This window comes from Stutzerimonas sp. Brlt_14, from assembly GCF_051948915.1.
GTDB classification, from domain to species: domain Bacteria; phylum Pseudomonadota; class Gammaproteobacteria; order Pseudomonadales; family Pseudomonadaceae; genus Stutzerimonas; species Stutzerimonas stutzeri.
In genome coordinates this window covers 377325-391690 of the sequence record NZ_JAYJLM010000002.1, presented here as the reverse complement: position 1 = coordinate 391690, position 14366 = coordinate 377325, and the positions used below count along the sequence as shown (strand labels likewise).

Sequence of the window (14366 nt, the reverse complement as noted above, 5' to 3'; positions counted from 1 at the left end):
GGTCAGATTCCGTTACGCAGACTGAGTGTTTCGGGGTGCGGCTGCAGGTAGGCCTGGCGCGCGATGTAGTGGTCCGGGTGACGGCGGAAGTGGTGCTTGAGCAAGGTCAGCGGCACTACCAGCGGAATCACGCCTTCGCGGTACTGGTCGATCAGCCGGCGCAGTTCACGGCGGTCGTCCGATCCGAGGGCATCCTTCAGGTAGCCGCTCAGGTGCAGCAGCACGTTGCAATGCGTGCCGCGAGTGGCGGGCTTCTTCAGCGCCCGCATCAGCTGGCTGAAGTAGCCTGGGGCGAAATCTTCCAGCGCGTGCTCGGCCAGGGCCGCGACCCGTCGGCCGAGCGCCTTGTATTCCAGCGGATTGCTGGCCATGAGCTGGTACTTGTAGCGCGAGTGGAAATCGACGATGGCGCGACGGCTCAGACCGGTCTGCAGCAGGCGCTGCCAGTCGGCGTAGGCGTAGACGCGGGTGAGGAAGTTCTCGCGCAGCACGGCATCGTTCAGTCGTCCATCCTCCTCGATCGGCAGATCGGGGCGTGCCTGCATCAAGGCCTGGGCGAACACGCCGGTGCCACCGCCGGGCAGGGTGTGGCCGTTGGCGGCATAGACCTTGACCCGCTCCATGCCGCAGGACGGCGACTTCTGCATCAGGATGTAGCCGCTGATGTCGTGCAGCTGCTCGGCGATCTGCCGACCGTAGGCGGACAGCGCGTCAGTCACGTCCAGCTCCGGGCGCACCGTACCGACCGCACGCGGCGCATCGGCATCGCCCACCAGGCGGATCGGTTCACGCGGCGTGCCGAGACCGATGGCCACTTCCGGGCAGACCGGCACGAATTCGAAATGCTGTGCCAGTGTCTCGCTGCACAGGCGCGATTCCTTGTGGCCGCCATTGAACCGCACCGGGTTGCCGAGCAGGCAGGCGCTGATTCCGATTCGGGGGGTGGGGAGCGTGGTGTGCATGATGACAACCTCTTGTACAAGATGAATTTCTGTACAACTTGATGCCATCATATTCTTCGGCTTGTACAAGTCAATATGTGGTGTACAAGATCTTGCGACTTTTCTTGTACAAGAAGGCGGCTGCCGGCAGAATAACGCTCAGCAACGCGGTGTCGCATCCTTGGCGGGCCGTCAATACGCGCTTCAGGCTCCCTGCGGTACCGACGGTGGCGGCTCTTTCTGCAACGAACGGGGCGCCATCAGCTGTACATTCGAATCATCGTGTATAGGTGTATGCTGTAGTTGAGGCGGGTCGACCAGCACAGCGCGCAGCGCAACAGGAGCTCACCATGAACATCTTGCTCACCGGCGGTACCGGGTTGATCGGGCGGGCGCTGTGTCGTCGCTGGCAGGCCGACGGGCATCGACTCTGGGTCTGGAGCCGCTCACCGCAGCGTGTGGCGCAGCTGTGCGGCGCCGAGGTAAAGGGCGTCGGCAGCCTGCAGCAGCTCGATGCGGTAGCGCTGGATGCCGTGGTGAACCTGGCCGGTGCGCCCATAGCCGACCGACCTTGGACTAAGGCACGCAAGAGCCTGCTCTGGGACAGCCGAGTGAGGCTGACCGAGGAACTGGTGGAGTGGTTGGGCCGGCGCGAGCAGAAGCCGGCGCTGCTGATCTCTGGCTCGGCAGTCGGCTGGTACGGCGACGGCGGCGAGCACCGCCTGACCGAAGCTGATCAGCCGGTCACCGCCGACTTCGCCAGCCAGCTGTGCAACGCCTGGGAAGAGCGCGCCAGCGAGGCCGCGGTGTTGGGTATTCGCGTGGTGCTGATACGCACCGGGCTGGTGCTGGCGCGTGATGGCGGCTTCCTGCAGCGCTTGCTGCCACCGTTTCGCCTGGGGCTGGGTGGCCGGCTGGGCAATGGCCGGCAGTGGATGCCCTGGATTCATATCGAAGACCAAATCGGTCTGATTGATTTTCTTCTGCGGCAGCCGGCGGCCAGCGGCCCGTACAATGCCTGCGCACCGACGCCGGTACGCAACCTGGAGTTCACTCGCAGCCTTTCCCGCTGCCTGCATCGACCGGCGTTGCTGCCGGTTCCGGCAGCGCTGCTCAAGCCTTTGCTCGGCGAACTTGCCGGGTTGCTGCTCGGTGGCCAGCACGCCCAGCCGCAGCGGCTGCAGGAGGAGGGCTACAGCTTTCGCTTCACCGATCTGGACTCGGCGCTGGCCGACTTATTGACGCACCCCTGAGCGGTGCACCCTGTGTGAAAATAGCGCGCCTGCCTGGAGCAAGGCGCCATCCTTTAACGTAGTCAGGAAGTTTGCATGACAGAGCAGGCGTTGTTGTTGGTCAATCTGGGTTCGCCAGCCTCCACGGACGTCGCCGATGTGCGCCGCTACCTCAACCAGTTCCTGATGGACCCGTACGTGGTCGATCTGCCGTGGCCGCTGCGCCGCCTGCTGGTCTCGATGATCCTGATCAAGCGGCCCGAGCAGTCCGCACATGCCTATGCCTCGATCTGGTGGCCGGAAGGGTCGCCGCTGGTGGTGCTCAGCCGCCGACTCCAGGAGGCGGTGAAACCGCATTGGACAAAGGGCCCGGTGGAACTGGCGATGCGCTATGGCGAGCCGTCGATCGAAGGGGCGCTGAAGCGCCTGGCCGGACAGGGCATCACCCAGGTGGCCCTCGCACCGCTCTATCCGCAGTTTGCCGACAGCACCACGACGACCGTCATCCAGGAAGCGCGCCGGGTCATCCGCGAGCACGGGCTGGATCTCAAGCTGTCGATCCTGCAGCCCTTCTACGATCAGCCGGAATACCTCGACGCGCTGGTGGCCAGCGCCATGCCGCACCTGCAGCAGGGCTTCGATCATCTGCTGCTGAGCTTCCATGGGCTGCCGGAGCGGCACCTGCACAAGTCCGATCCTACCGGTGCGCATTGCCTGAAGGGTGACGACTGCTGCCAGCGTGCCGAAGGTGCCGTGCTCGCCACTTGCTACCGCGCCCAGTGCATCCGCACTGCCGAGGGCTTCGCTACGCGTGCCGGGCTGCGCAGGGATCAGTGGTCGGTGTCGTTCCAGTCGCGACTGGGGCGTGCCAAGTGGATCGAACCCTACACCGAGACGCGCCTGGACGAACTGGCCGAGCAGGGCGTGAAGAAGCTGCTGGTGATGTGCCCGGCGTTCGTCTCCGACTGTATCGAGACGCTGGAGGAGATCGGTGATCGCGGACGCGAGCAGTTCATCGAGGCGGGTGGCCAGGAGCTGGTGTTGGTGCCGTGCCTGAATACCCACGAGGATTGGGTGCAGGCGCTGGTCCAGCTCTGCAGCCGAGCGCCGCAGGCGCTGTAAGCCTCGCCTGCGGTGATGTCGCCACGGGCGACGCCCTGGCCGTCATGCGCGGCCGTGGGCGACGCCGTGCGCTGTGGCTGAAACCATCTCCTCCAGTTCCATCGCCGGCATCGGCTTGCCGAACAGATAGCCCTGGAACCGATGGCAGCCATTGCCGAGCAGCACGCTTCGTTGGGCTCCGCTCTCGACGCCTTCTGCAATCACCTCCAGCCCGAGCCCACTGGCCAGCGCACAGATGGCCCGCACGATGGTCAGGCTGCTGGCGTCGTCCGGCAGACGGCGGATGAAGGTCTGGTCGATCTTCAGCTCATCCAGCGGCAGCTGCTGCAGGTAGCTCATGGACGAATAGCCGGTACCGAAGTCATCGATGGAGAAACGGATACCGTGCTGCTTCAGGCGCGTCATGCGGGCGATGGCTTCGGGCATGTTGTCCAGCAGCAGGGTTTCGGTCAGTTCCAGCTTGAGCCTGGCCGGATTGGCGCCGCTGCGCTCCAGCAGGTCGAGCAGTTTCTCGACGAAATGATCCTGATACAACAGATGAGCGCTGAGGTTGACCGAGAGCGTCAGGTCGGCGAATGCCGGTGTCGCCGCCCAGCGCGCCAGCTGGCCGCAGGCCTGCTGCAGCACCTGCAGGTCGAGGGCATGGATCAATCCGGCGTGTTCCGCCTGGGCGATGAAGGCGGCCGGGCTCAGCAGCCCGCGTTGCGGATGCTGCCAGCGCACCAGGGCTTCGGCCCCGATGACCCCTGCGTTCTGTTCCAGCTGCGGCTGGAAGCTGAGCACGAACTCGCCATTCTTCAGGCCTTGGCGAATCTCCGCTTCCAGGCGCAGACGTTCCTGTACCGCCAGTTGCATGCGCGGGTCGAAGAAGCGCAGGGCGTTCTTGCCGGAAATCTTGGCCTCGTACATCGACATGTCGGCGCGCTTCATCAGCTCGTCGCTGCTGCAGGCCTCGCCGCCGAACAGCACCACGCCGATGCTGGCGCTGCTGTACAGGCCGAGTTCGTTGAGGCGGTACGAACGATCCAGCGAGTTCAGCAGCTTCATGCCGATGTGTTCGGCCTGGGCCGCGGCGCGTAGTGGGTCGTCGCCGAGGTTCTCCAGCATCACCACGAATTCGTCACCGCCGAGGCGCGCGACCGTGTCGCTGGCGCGCACCTCGGCATGCAGTCGCTCGGCGGCGACGCGCAGGACCTGGTCGCCGGTTTGGTGGCCATGCAGATCGTTGATGTTCTTGAAGTTGTCCAGATCGATGAACATCAGCGCGCCCAACTGGTTGCTGCGCCGGCTGGCGGCCATGGCCTGGTGCAGGCGATCGAGCAGCAGCCGGCGATTGGGCAGACCGGTCAGAGGATCGTAGAAGGCCAGGTTGTGGATCCGCTCCTCGGCCGCCTTGCGATCGGTGATGTCGGTAAAGGCGGCGACATAATGGGTGACCTCGCCGTGGACGTTGCGTACGGCACTGATGGTCAGCCACTCGGGAAATATCTCGCCGCTCTTGCGCCGGTTCCAGATCTCGCCTTCCCACACGCCGGTGGCTTCGATGCTCGACCACATGGAACGGTAGAAGTCCGGCCCGTGTCTCCCCGACGCGAGCAGCGCGGTGGTCTGGCCGATGGCTTCGGCGGCACTGTACCCACTGATGCGGCTGAAGGCGCCGTTGACGCGCAGGATGCGGTTCTGCGCGTCGGTGATCAGCATGCCTTGCTGGGATTCGAAGGCGATGGCCGCGATGCGGCGCTCCAGTTCGGTATTGACGCGATCGGTGATGTCGCGGCTCAGCCAGACCACGGCGCGCTTCTGCCCCGGAGGCTGTTCCAGAGGCAACGCACGGCCTTCGAAGACCTTCGGGCCGCCGAGCGTCGGCAGGCTGTATTCGATCAGCTGCGGTGAGTCGCTGTTGAGGGTCTGCTGGATGAAACCGAGAAATCGCCGCTCCTCGGCCTCGGGCATGACGTCATGCAGGCGGCGGCCGAGCAGCTTGGACGGCTCGTCGTACAGCAGGCTGCGCTCGGCGCAGAGGATTTCCAGGTAGCGGCCATCCTCGTCGAGCACCAAGAGCAGGTCGGGAATGGCCTGGGTTATGGCGCGCAACCGTGCCTCGCTGAAGCGCAGCGCCTGTTCGATCCGATCCCGCTCCAGCAGATCGTTGAGCAACACGCCGAGGGTGGCGGTGGCCAGAGGAAGGATCAGCAGCGTCGGCAAGGCGATTTCCCGCACCGCCTCCGCGCCCAGCGGGCTTGGCAACAACAGGGCGATCAAGCCGAGCACGCCCAGGTGCAGAAGCACGCCGAACCCGAGCAGCTGCCAGAAGGCGATGCCGATCAGCCGCCTGCGCGAAGCGCAGCGGTAGGCCAGGCCGAGCGCGATGGGCAGCAGTACATTGGCCAGCCCCGGCACCACGCCGGGCCCGCCCATCCACAGGCGAAAACCACCCGCCAGCGCGCCCGCTATGCCCGCCACCAGTGGTCCGCCGAACAGCCCGGCCATGCTCAGTACCGCGGTACGTGCATCGAGGATGATGCCGGTCTGGCCGATGCTGGTGTTGAGCATGCCGAAAATGCAGGCGCTGCCGAACCAGAGGCCGGCGAGCAGTTTCGCGGAGCGTTGTCCGCTGCGGTTCCAGCTGCGGGTGGTAAAGGCCAGCAGCCAGCACAACGCGAGCAGCATGACCGCGTTTTCTACGACGGCATCGAGGGTCAAGACAGCATCCTAGGGCAAGAATGCCCACTGCAGGATTGTGGAAAATAGCAAATCGCCATTATTCCACGTCGAATGCGCTCGGCGGAACGAAACTTAGGTAGGGGTTCGCGGGAGGAGGTGCATGGCTGGCAGGCGGACCTCGTTCCGGCCCGCCGTCTGGCAGCGTGACTGGGCTTTCAGTGCTCGGCGAGCTTCGCCTTGAGTTCGCGGATTTCCGCTTCCAGCGCTTCGACTCGCTGCAAGGCGTCGACCTCGGCGGTGACGTTCTTCTGGATACCGATGAAGTAGGTCAGCTGGTCCGCTTCGTTGAATACCGGGGTGATGGACAGTTCGTTCCAGAACGGCGTGCCGTCCTTGCGATAGTTGCGGATGATCTGCCGGCAGGGCTTGTTGTTCTTCACCGCATCGCGGATGGCCTGTAGGCCTGGCTGGTCGCGGTCCTCCCCCTGCAGGAAGCGGCAGTCGCGATAGAGGATGTCGTCGACCGCGTAACCGGTCAGCCGCTCGAATGCCGGGTTGGCGTAGATCAGAATGTTGTCGTCGCCTTCCTGCTCGGCGACCACGATTCCGTCGTTGGAGGCTTCGATAACCAGTTGCAACAGCTTGGCATTGATCATGTCACGACATCCTGAAAGGGCATGCGGCGCATTCTAGAACAACTTGCCCCGATCGGTGCCTGGCCATGATGGTCCTCGCACAGCTCAATCGGCTCGTTTGCGGAAGAAGAGGGTGACCTGTCCCAGTTCGATGCCGAGCTTGCTCATGAAAGAGCGGTTCGCCAGGGTCTGTTCGTCGATGAGGTACATCCAGTCGTCGAAGTCGACACGGTAGACCTCGTCATCCACCGGCAGGCTGAGCACATAGCGCCAGCGCAGCGCATTGCCGGACACTTCGCCGCGCGCCTCGCCGATCACGTCGGCGGCAGTACCGCGCCAGCGACCCGGTGTGTCTTCGGTCAGCGTCCAGACCCGTCGCTGGGTGGTTCCGTCGCTGTAGCGGAAGTGCTCGTCCAGGATCAGCTTGTCGCCATCGAGGCTGCCGTCGATTTCCACCCGAAAGCGCTTCACCACTTCGCCGGAGCGCTTCTGGAACATGCCCCAGGCGTCGACCTTGCCAACGAAATAGTCCCTCAGGTCCAGACGGGGTTCCTCATTGCGGTAATGCTCGACATCGACTGCAGTGCAGCTCATCAGCAGCAGGCATAGCGTCAGGGTCATCATTTTCTTCACGGCGTGGGTTCTCCGCTTGGCGTGGATGTGAGCAGCCGCGCCGCCAGCAGTTTCAGCAGGCAGGGCAGGCCGGCATAGATCAGCGCGAGGTTCCAGCCGGCGGGTGTGCCGGGCTGGTAGCCGGTGAGCGCCAGCAGCGGCAAGGCCAGGCCGGCGATGGCCAGGGCCAGCTTGGCAAGCAGGCTCCACAGGCCGAAGTAGCCGGCGGTGGCGTCGCGTTCGGCTGCCGGGATGACGTCCGCCAGCAGCGCCGGCGGCAGTGCGAGGTCTGCGCCCAGAGCAAGCCCCGAAAGCACGCATACCGCGGCATAGGCCCACGCCGAACCGGGGTCCAGCAGCAGGGCCCAGACGAAGGCGGCACAAGCGCTGAGCATGCCGATCCGCCAGCTGCGGCGCTTGCCGAGCCGGTCCGCCAGCCGTGTCCAGAGCGGCAGGCCGGCCGCCCCGCTCAGGAAGTAGAGCGCCAGAAACAAGCCGGTCAGCTGCGCCAGCTGCAGGCGATCGGCGATGAAGAACAGCGCCAGTGTGGCTGGAATCGCCACCGCCACGGCGTTGATGAAGAAGATTCCCGCCAGCCGGCGGAATGCGCCATTGCGCAGCGGCTGGCGCCAGCTGGCGGGCACGCGTTGTGCGCTGCGCCGCGGCTGCGGCGCAGCGCACAGCAGGATGACCATCGCGGCGCAGAGCAGCACGGCGAAGGTGGCGGCAAAGACACTCAGCGCCGCAGCCATGCCGTACCGTGTCGCCAGCGCGCTGGGCAGGACGCTGGCGAGGACAACGCCGAACAAACCGGCACCTTCGCGCCAAGCCGCCACCCGGGTGCGTACATCAAGCTGATCGGAGAGCCGCGCGCCCCAGGCCAGGTAGGTGATGTTGACCAGGCTGTGCAGGGTGTAGGCGAGGGCCAGCGATGCCCCCAGCCAGACTGCGAGGGCGAGGCTGTCGAGGGCAGGGGGCGCCAGCAGCGCCGCCATCGCCAGGCTCAAAAGGAGGGCGGAGCTCGCCAGCAGACGCGTCCAGCCGCGCGGCGAGCGACGGTCTATCAGCCGGCCGAGCCAGGGGTCCTGCACGGTGTCCAGCAGGCGCGCCAGGAACAGCACGCTGCCGGTCAGGGCCAGACCGAGGCCGAGGTCGGCAGCATAGAAGTTCGGTACCAGCACATAGATCGGCAGCATGGCCATTGCCAGCGGCAGGCCGAGCACGCCGTAGGCGGCAAGGGCGGATTGCTTCATCGCTCACCCAGCAGACTGCGTCGCAGGCCTGGGTCGCGGCTGCGCGGGTCGAACCAGATGGCGAAGAAGGCCTCGGCAAACTGCGGGTCGGTCACCTCGTGGTGCAGCCGCTCGTTGACATAGAAGCGGCAGCCGCGCTCAGGCAGGTACACGCCGGTGATGCGCTCGCCGGGCCGAACATCGACGAAGGCCTGCTGCATGTGCTCACGCCAGCGTGCCGGCACAGATGCATCGAGGTCCGGACCGGAGAGCCGCTTCATCTCGTCGAGGCTAGTGCGCACGAAGTCGTCGCGACTGATGGAGCGGTGATAGGTCAGCTCCAGCGCGAAGGGCGTCCGGGCCTGTAGCGGCGCCGTCGGGCTCCACAATCGGGCGTCATAGATGCGAAAGCCGAATATCCGCAGCGTGCCCTCGCCAACCAGGCGCGCGGCCGGCATGGCCTCGCGCCAGCTGCCGCTGGCGAGGCCCGGCAGCAGGCAAAGCAGGCTGACCAGCGCGACGACACCCCGAGCGTTCATGGAGTCGCCTCAACGCTGGCCCGCAAGCGTGATGGACACCGAGTCGGCGAAGCGCAATGCGTGAGGCTTGTCGACTTCCACTTCGGCGTAGCGCACCGCCGGATGGGCCATGACCAGATCGAGCAGTTCCTGGGTCAGGCGCTCGAGCAGGGCGAAGCGATTCTGCTCGACGTGGCGGATGATCGCCTTGGTGATGGTGCGATAGTTGAGGGCCTGCTCGATGTCGTTGTCGCGAACCGCGTCGAGCGCCGGGTAGAGGATGAGCAGATTGATCAGCACATCCTGGCGGTTGAGAATTTCGTCCTCATTGATGCCGATGTAGGTGCGCAGGCGCAGGTCCTTCACGCGGATGCGCGCCATCCCAGGTTCCAGGCGCGGCATCACTGGCCCCTGCCGATCAGCTGGAGAAACTCCATGCGCGTGTTGCAGGAGTTGCGGAAGGCGCCGAGCATCACCGACGTGTTCATCACCGAGTTCTGCTTCTCCACGCCGCGCATCATCATGCACATGTGCTTGGCCTCGATGACCACCGCGACTCCGGCGGCGCCGGTCACTTCCTGGATCGCTTCGGCGATCTGACGGGTGAGGTTTTCCTGGATCTGCAGGCGCCGCGCATACATGTCGACGATGCGCGCCACCTTGGACAGACCCAGCACACGCCCGGTGGGGATGTAGGCGACATGCGCCTTGCCGATGAAGGGCAGCAGGTGGTGTTCGCACAGCGAGTACAGCTCGATGTCCTTGACGATCACCATTTCATCGTTGTCGGAGGCGAACAGGGCGCCGTTGACGATTTCCTCCAGGCTGCGCTGGTAACCGCCGCACAGGTACTGCATGGTCTTGGCGGCGCGCGTTGGCGTATCCCGCAGCCCCTCGCGCTCGGGGTCTTCGCCGAGGCCGGTGAGTATGTCGCGATAATGACCGGGCAGATCGTTCATGGTGGAGTCCCTTTCATGAAGGAAGTGAGCGGTCCTGTGCCCCAGTCCCGCAGCAAAAAACTATACTTGTACATGTTATGTACAAGTATATGTACAGCTTTTTGCCCGCTGCAACTGCAATGATTCGTCATCACGCTGCTTCGAGCGAAAAACGCCAATCACTCGCCAGCGCTACGGTTGGCGCGCTCGTTGCGTTGGCGGCAGGCCGGGGGAGGTGCCGGTGGGAGCGGTCTGGTCCGCGAACGCCACTGCGGGATACTCGTTAGGGACGAGACCTGATGCTTCGGATAGCCATTGCCGCTCAGCGCTCGTCCCTAGCCCCCGCTCTGGGCTTGGACGACGGAGCAGCACATCTTTCCGCACAACGCTGTGCGCCGTCTGGGTGAGGCAGCCAGTCCAGATGCGGGCGCAGCAGGCTGAAGGCCTGGTAGGCGAGCCGCAGCATCGGGCGCAGCGGCCGCCAGCCCAGCGGTGCTGCCCAGCGGCCATGGCCGGCCAGGCGCCAACTCCAGTAGGTGGCGTCGACCCCGGTCAGCCAGATGCCGCTGGCACTGCGAGCATGCAGACGGCGGCGCAGCTGCGGCAGATCGACGCCCAGGCCGGCGGGGTCGAAGCCCGCCGCGCTGATGTCGACCAGCCGCAGCCGCGTCGGATCGGCTTGCCGTTCCAGCCAGCGCACCTCGCGCGCGCAGAGCGGGCAGGAGCGGTCCACATAGAGCGTCAGCGGCAGGTCCGGCGTCATTTCATCGCATCTCGCCTTTGTACAACGTTTGTAGAGGGTATGCGGCGAAACGCTGGGTTACAATCTCGGCATTTCCATCAGCGAGCCGCCCCATGACCGAGCCTTCCGGCGCTTCGACCCTCGCCTCGAATGCCTTCGAGCAGCAGGAGCTGTTTCCCATCCGCGAAGTTTCCCGCCTGACCGGTGTCAACCCGGTCACCCTGCGTGCGTGGGAGCGCCGTTACGGCCTGATCCGGCCGACGCGCACGGACAGCGGGCACCGCCTGTACTCCATGGCCGACGTTGAGGCTGTTCGCAGCATCCTCGCCTGGACTGAACGTGGCGTCGCGGTCAGCAAGGTCGGCAGCATTCTGGCGCGCAGCGCGGCTACTCGCGAGGCGGAGGAGCCGACGGTCACCGCTACCGGCGAATGGAGCGAATGGCAGGCGCAGCTTCGCGAAGCAGTGCGCAGCTTCGACGAGGTGCGCCTGGAGCAGCTCTACGGGCAGGTGTTTTCCACCTATCCGCTGGCCGTGGTGTTCCAGGACGTGCTGCTACCGGTCTGGCAGGCGTTGTTGCTGCGCCAGGACGAATTCGGTGGAAGCAGCGAGTGGTTGTTTCTCGACGCTTTCCTGCGCGCGCGGGCGCTGCAGCGCTTGCAACTGGCCCGTGTGCCGGGCGCCCAGCGTGTCCTGCTGAGCGCGCTGCCGGGGCAGTGCCGTGAACTGGAATTGCTGGTGGCCGGCCTCTTGCTCAGCGGTGACAGCCTGGCCGTCACGGTATTGCCGCTCGGTCAGCCACTCGAGGAGCTGGCGCTGGTGTGCGACAAGATGCGTCCTCAGGGGCTGGTAATGTTCTCCAACGTACCGCCGAACGAGGTTCAGCTGCGCCAGTTGAACAAGCTGTCGCTGAGCCTGGATTGCCCATTGGCGCTGGCCGGCGAGGCCGCCGAGCTCGGGCGCGAGGCCCTTGCGGGCTCGCCGATCGCCTGCCTCGGCAGTTCCGGCAAGCTGATGCAACGCCGCCTGCGGCAGTTTCTCGCCGGCCAGCTGGACACCTGAGCGAATCCCTGCGCGGCGTAAAGGAGTACCAGCCATGAAACCCAGCGTTCCATCTGCCGTGCCGCCATCGCGCCATCGATTGCCCGGCGGCATGCGGCTGGGCTTCATCGCGTTGCCGCCTGGCAGCCAGGCCGCGGCGCTGGTGCGTGTGCATGCCGGTGCGCACGATGCTCCGCTCGATTATCCCGGCCTGGCGCACTTTCTCGAACACCTTCTGTTTCTTGGCAGTCACGGCTATCCCCAGGCGCAGTCGCTGATGCCCTTCGTGCAGGGCTGTGGCGGTCAGCTCAACGCGTCGACCCGCGAACGCCACACTGATTTTTTCTTCCAGGTACCGAGCGACGCGTTCGACGATGCGCTCAAGCGTCTGCTCGACATGCTGGCCCGACCACTGCTCGACCCAGCGGCGCAATTGCGCGAGCGGGAAGTGCTGCAGGCAGAATTCCTGGCGCGCGGCCGCGACCGCGAAACCCTCTGCGATGCCGCCATCGGCACAGCGCTTGGCGAAGCGCATCCGTTCGCGGCGTTTCACGCCGGCAACCGCGAGACGCTGCCGGTGGAAGACGAGGCATTTCAGCGGGCGCTGCACGGCTATCACCGGCGCTTCTACCAGACGGGCCAGCTCGAACTGCTGATCGCGGCGCCCTTTGCCCTTCAGCAGGTTCTGCAGACGCTCGATTGCCCGGAATGTCAGTTGCCGGGCGGTGAGCCCGTCACCCGTTCGATCCCACCGCTGCGAATGGCCGAAGGTCCCGCGTTGCGCCTGCAGGTCGCCGGCGCGCGGCCCTGTCTGAATCTGGCATTTGCCCTGGATGGTCTGCCGGGCGAAGCCGCAGTAGCGCTCGATCTGCTCGGGGCATGGTTGGCTTCCCAGGCGCCGGACAGTCTGCTGGCCCGGCTGCGCGAGCCGGACTGGTGCGATCGGGTCACGTTGCGCGTGCCGTATTGGCATCGCAGACAGGGTGTGGCGGTCGTCGAGCTGCAGCTGACCGACCAGGGCATCGCCGCGCGTACCCAGGTCGTCGCCGCCGTGCAGCAGTGGCTGCGCTTCATGACATCCGAGGCTCCGTGGGCGGCTGCCTGGGACGAATACGTGCAGATCCGCCAGCGCGGGCTGTTGGGCCGCGAGCCGCTTTCCCTGCTGCGCTACTGGGTGGACCCGGCGGCCTGGACGCCGACCCTCGATGCGCAACGCGTGCGTCAAGGGCTCGAGGCGCTGGGCGAGCAGCTGCACCGCAATCAGCCGCTGATCCTAACTGTCGATGACGAGGGCGGAGATCTGTCTGAGCCTATCGAGCCGTCGCCGCAGGGTTTCGCTTTGCGGCTGTCCATGGAACGCCTGGTGGCGCATGCAGCACCGGATTGGCAGTGGCGCCTGCCTTCACATAATCGCTGGTTGAGCGAACGGCTGTCGCCTCGCCGGGTGACTGCGGAGAAAGCCGGGCTGCGCTGGCTTGCACATGGCGACGGCGAGGCCTCCGGAGGGCTGGGCGCGCTCTACCTGCGCTGGCGTTTCGCTGCGCAGCAGCCGGCACCGGGACTCTGGTACGTGCTCCAGGCTGCCCTGCAGCCTTATACCCTGGCGGCCGAGCAGGCCGGCGTCGAGCTGCGCTTCGAGAACTACGGACGCAGCTGGTGCCTCGCGCTGTTCGGTTATGCCGAAGCGCTTCCCGTGATTCTGCGCGACCTGGTGGGGATCCTGGAGCAGCCGCCGGCGGCCGTGTTCGACCAGGGCCGCCGTTTGCAGGCCGACGCCGTGCGGCCCGGTGCGGACGAAATCCTCATTCGCCAGCTACTACGTCGCTTGCCCGTTCTGCTCGAGCCACCGGTGGCCGATGGGGGCGGGGAGCTGGATCAGTCGACCCTCGCGCAGGCATGGCTTCTGTCACAGTGGGACGCACTGGCAGTCGGGTTGCCGATGCACCTGAGCGGCCCGCTGCATGATGTGCTGGATGAGCTGCCCGGCGTTGCCACGCCGCTCGTGCAGCGAGATGAGGCCAGTCCCGCTCGCTATCGCTGGTGCCGCTTCGGCGACCCCGGAACGGAGACTGCACTGGTGCTGTTTTGCCCGCTGCCGTCTCGCACCCCTGCGGTCGAAGCCGCCTGGCGTCAGCTGGCGCGGCTAATGGAGGGCGCGTTCTTCCGCCGCCTGCGCAGCGAATTGCAGCTCGGTTATGCGGTGTTCTGCGGCTTCCGCCAGTTCGGCGGGCAGGGCGGGCTGGTCTTTGCGGTGCAATCACCCAGCGCGACGGCTGGCGAGCTCCTTGGCCATATCGAAGCCTTCCTCGAGTCCTTTGCCGGTCAGCTGGACGACCAGCCCACCCGCGCTTCCCAAGCCAGCGGTGCGCCGCCAGGTGGCAGCGATATGCGCCGTCATGCCGAGGCCAACTGGCAGGCGCTACTGGCAGGCTGCGATGCCGGCCATCCGGTTGCGGTCGCCGCGGCGATGGCGCAACTCGACTCCGAGGCGCTACGCCTGCAACTGCGGGCTCTAAGGGCGGCCGATGGCGGCTGGATCGTGGTCGCCAATGCCGACGCTGCGGATACGCGCTGGCACAGTCGCTGACCTCGTAACCGTCGCCCACTCCTTTCCGCTGCATTCACCCCAGTCATCGCAGGCGCGACGGCTGGGCTGTGCGCTGCTTTGGGTGTACGACCTAAGCCTGGTC

At 65.8% G+C, this 14366-nt stretch carries 13 protein-coding genes; 4 read left to right on the top strand and 9 right to left on the bottom strand.

Translation table 11 applies throughout. From position 1 onward, the window contains the following. Positions 1-2: 2 nt before the first annotated feature. Positions 3-962, bottom strand: a complete 960-nt coding sequence (locus VF716_RS05715) for a YbgA family protein (protein WP_013982673.1) — start codon at positions 960-962, stop codon at positions 3-5. 329 nt (positions 963-1291) lie between these two features. Between VF716_RS05715 and VF716_RS05710 the strand changes: the two genes are divergently transcribed. Together VF716_RS05710 and hemH are read left to right on the top strand one after the other, a co-directional pair. After that, on the top strand, positions 1292-2194 hold the full coding sequence (locus VF716_RS05710; RefSeq protein WP_011913111.1) for a TIGR01777 family oxidoreductase: 903 nt from the start codon (positions 1292-1294) through the stop codon (positions 2192-2194). 75 nt (positions 2195-2269) lie between these two features. After that, positions 2270-3295: a ferrochelatase gene (gene hemH, locus VF716_RS05705; RefSeq protein WP_440552169.1), complete on the top strand. Its 1026-nt coding sequence runs from the start codon at positions 2270-2272 to the stop codon at positions 3293-3295. Positions 3296-3337: 42 nt separating this feature from the next. On the opposite strand, the gene VF716_RS05700 is transcribed toward hemH, so the two are convergent. The 8 genes from VF716_RS05700 to VF716_RS05665 form a co-directional block, all read right to left on the bottom strand. Continuing rightward, positions 3338-5998 (bottom strand): EAL domain-containing protein, encoded by a 2661-nt coding sequence (locus VF716_RS05700; RefSeq protein ID WP_440552166.1) that lies wholly within the window; start codon positions 5996-5998, stop codon positions 3338-3340. Between the two features lie 176 nt (positions 5999-6174). After that, positions 6175-6615, bottom strand: coding sequence for a PAS domain-containing protein (locus VF716_RS05695; RefSeq protein WP_095460065.1), 441 nt, complete (start codon positions 6613-6615; stop codon positions 6175-6177). An 84-nt stretch (positions 6616-6699) separates the two neighbouring features. Continuing rightward, on the bottom strand, positions 6700-7218 hold the full coding sequence (locus VF716_RS05690) for a DUF3833 domain-containing protein (protein WP_414717642.1): 519 nt from the start codon (positions 7216-7218) through the stop codon (positions 6700-6702). Positions 7219-7223: 5 nt separating this feature from the next. Beyond that, on the bottom strand, positions 7224-8459 hold the full coding sequence (locus VF716_RS05685; RefSeq protein WP_011913116.1) for an MFS transporter: 1236 nt from the start codon (positions 8457-8459) through the stop codon (positions 7224-7226). After that, on the bottom strand, positions 8456-8977 hold the full coding sequence (locus VF716_RS05680; protein ID WP_125842586.1) for a chalcone isomerase family protein: 522 nt from the start codon (positions 8975-8977) through the stop codon (positions 8456-8458). Before VF716_RS05680 ends, VF716_RS05685 begins: the two co-directional genes overlap by 4 nt. A gap of 9 nt (positions 8978-8986) precedes the next feature. Then, positions 8987-9358: a dihydroneopterin triphosphate 2'-epimerase gene (folX, locus tag VF716_RS05675; protein ID WP_053527043.1), complete on the bottom strand. Its 372-nt coding sequence runs from the start codon at positions 9356-9358 to the stop codon at positions 8987-8989. Next, on the bottom strand, positions 9358-9915 hold the full coding sequence (gene folE / locus VF716_RS05670; RefSeq protein ID WP_068506989.1) for a GTP cyclohydrolase I FolE: 558 nt from the start codon (positions 9913-9915) through the stop codon (positions 9358-9360). The genes folX and folE overlap by 1 nt, the downstream gene beginning before the upstream one ends. 301 nt (positions 9916-10216) lie before the next feature. Next, the gene (locus VF716_RS05665; RefSeq protein ID WP_014596606.1) at positions 10217-10657 is read right to left on the bottom strand and encodes a thiol-disulfide oxidoreductase DCC family protein; all 441 of its coding nucleotides are present in this window, start codon (positions 10655-10657) and stop codon (positions 10217-10219) included. A gap of 92 nt (positions 10658-10749) precedes the next feature. Here VF716_RS05665 and VF716_RS05660 point away from each other — a divergent pair, with 92 nt between their 5' ends. Then, a complete protein-coding gene (locus VF716_RS05660; protein ID WP_437198341.1) occupies positions 10750-11697 on the top strand; it encodes a MerR family transcriptional regulator in 948 nt (315 codons plus the stop codon). Positions 11698-11731: 34 nt separating this feature from the next. Then, on the top strand, positions 11732-14263 hold the full coding sequence (gene pqqF, locus VF716_RS05655) for a pyrroloquinoline quinone biosynthesis protein PqqF (RefSeq protein ID WP_440552159.1): 2532 nt from the start codon (positions 11732-11734) through the stop codon (positions 14261-14263). Positions 14264-14366: the final 103 nt, after the last annotated feature.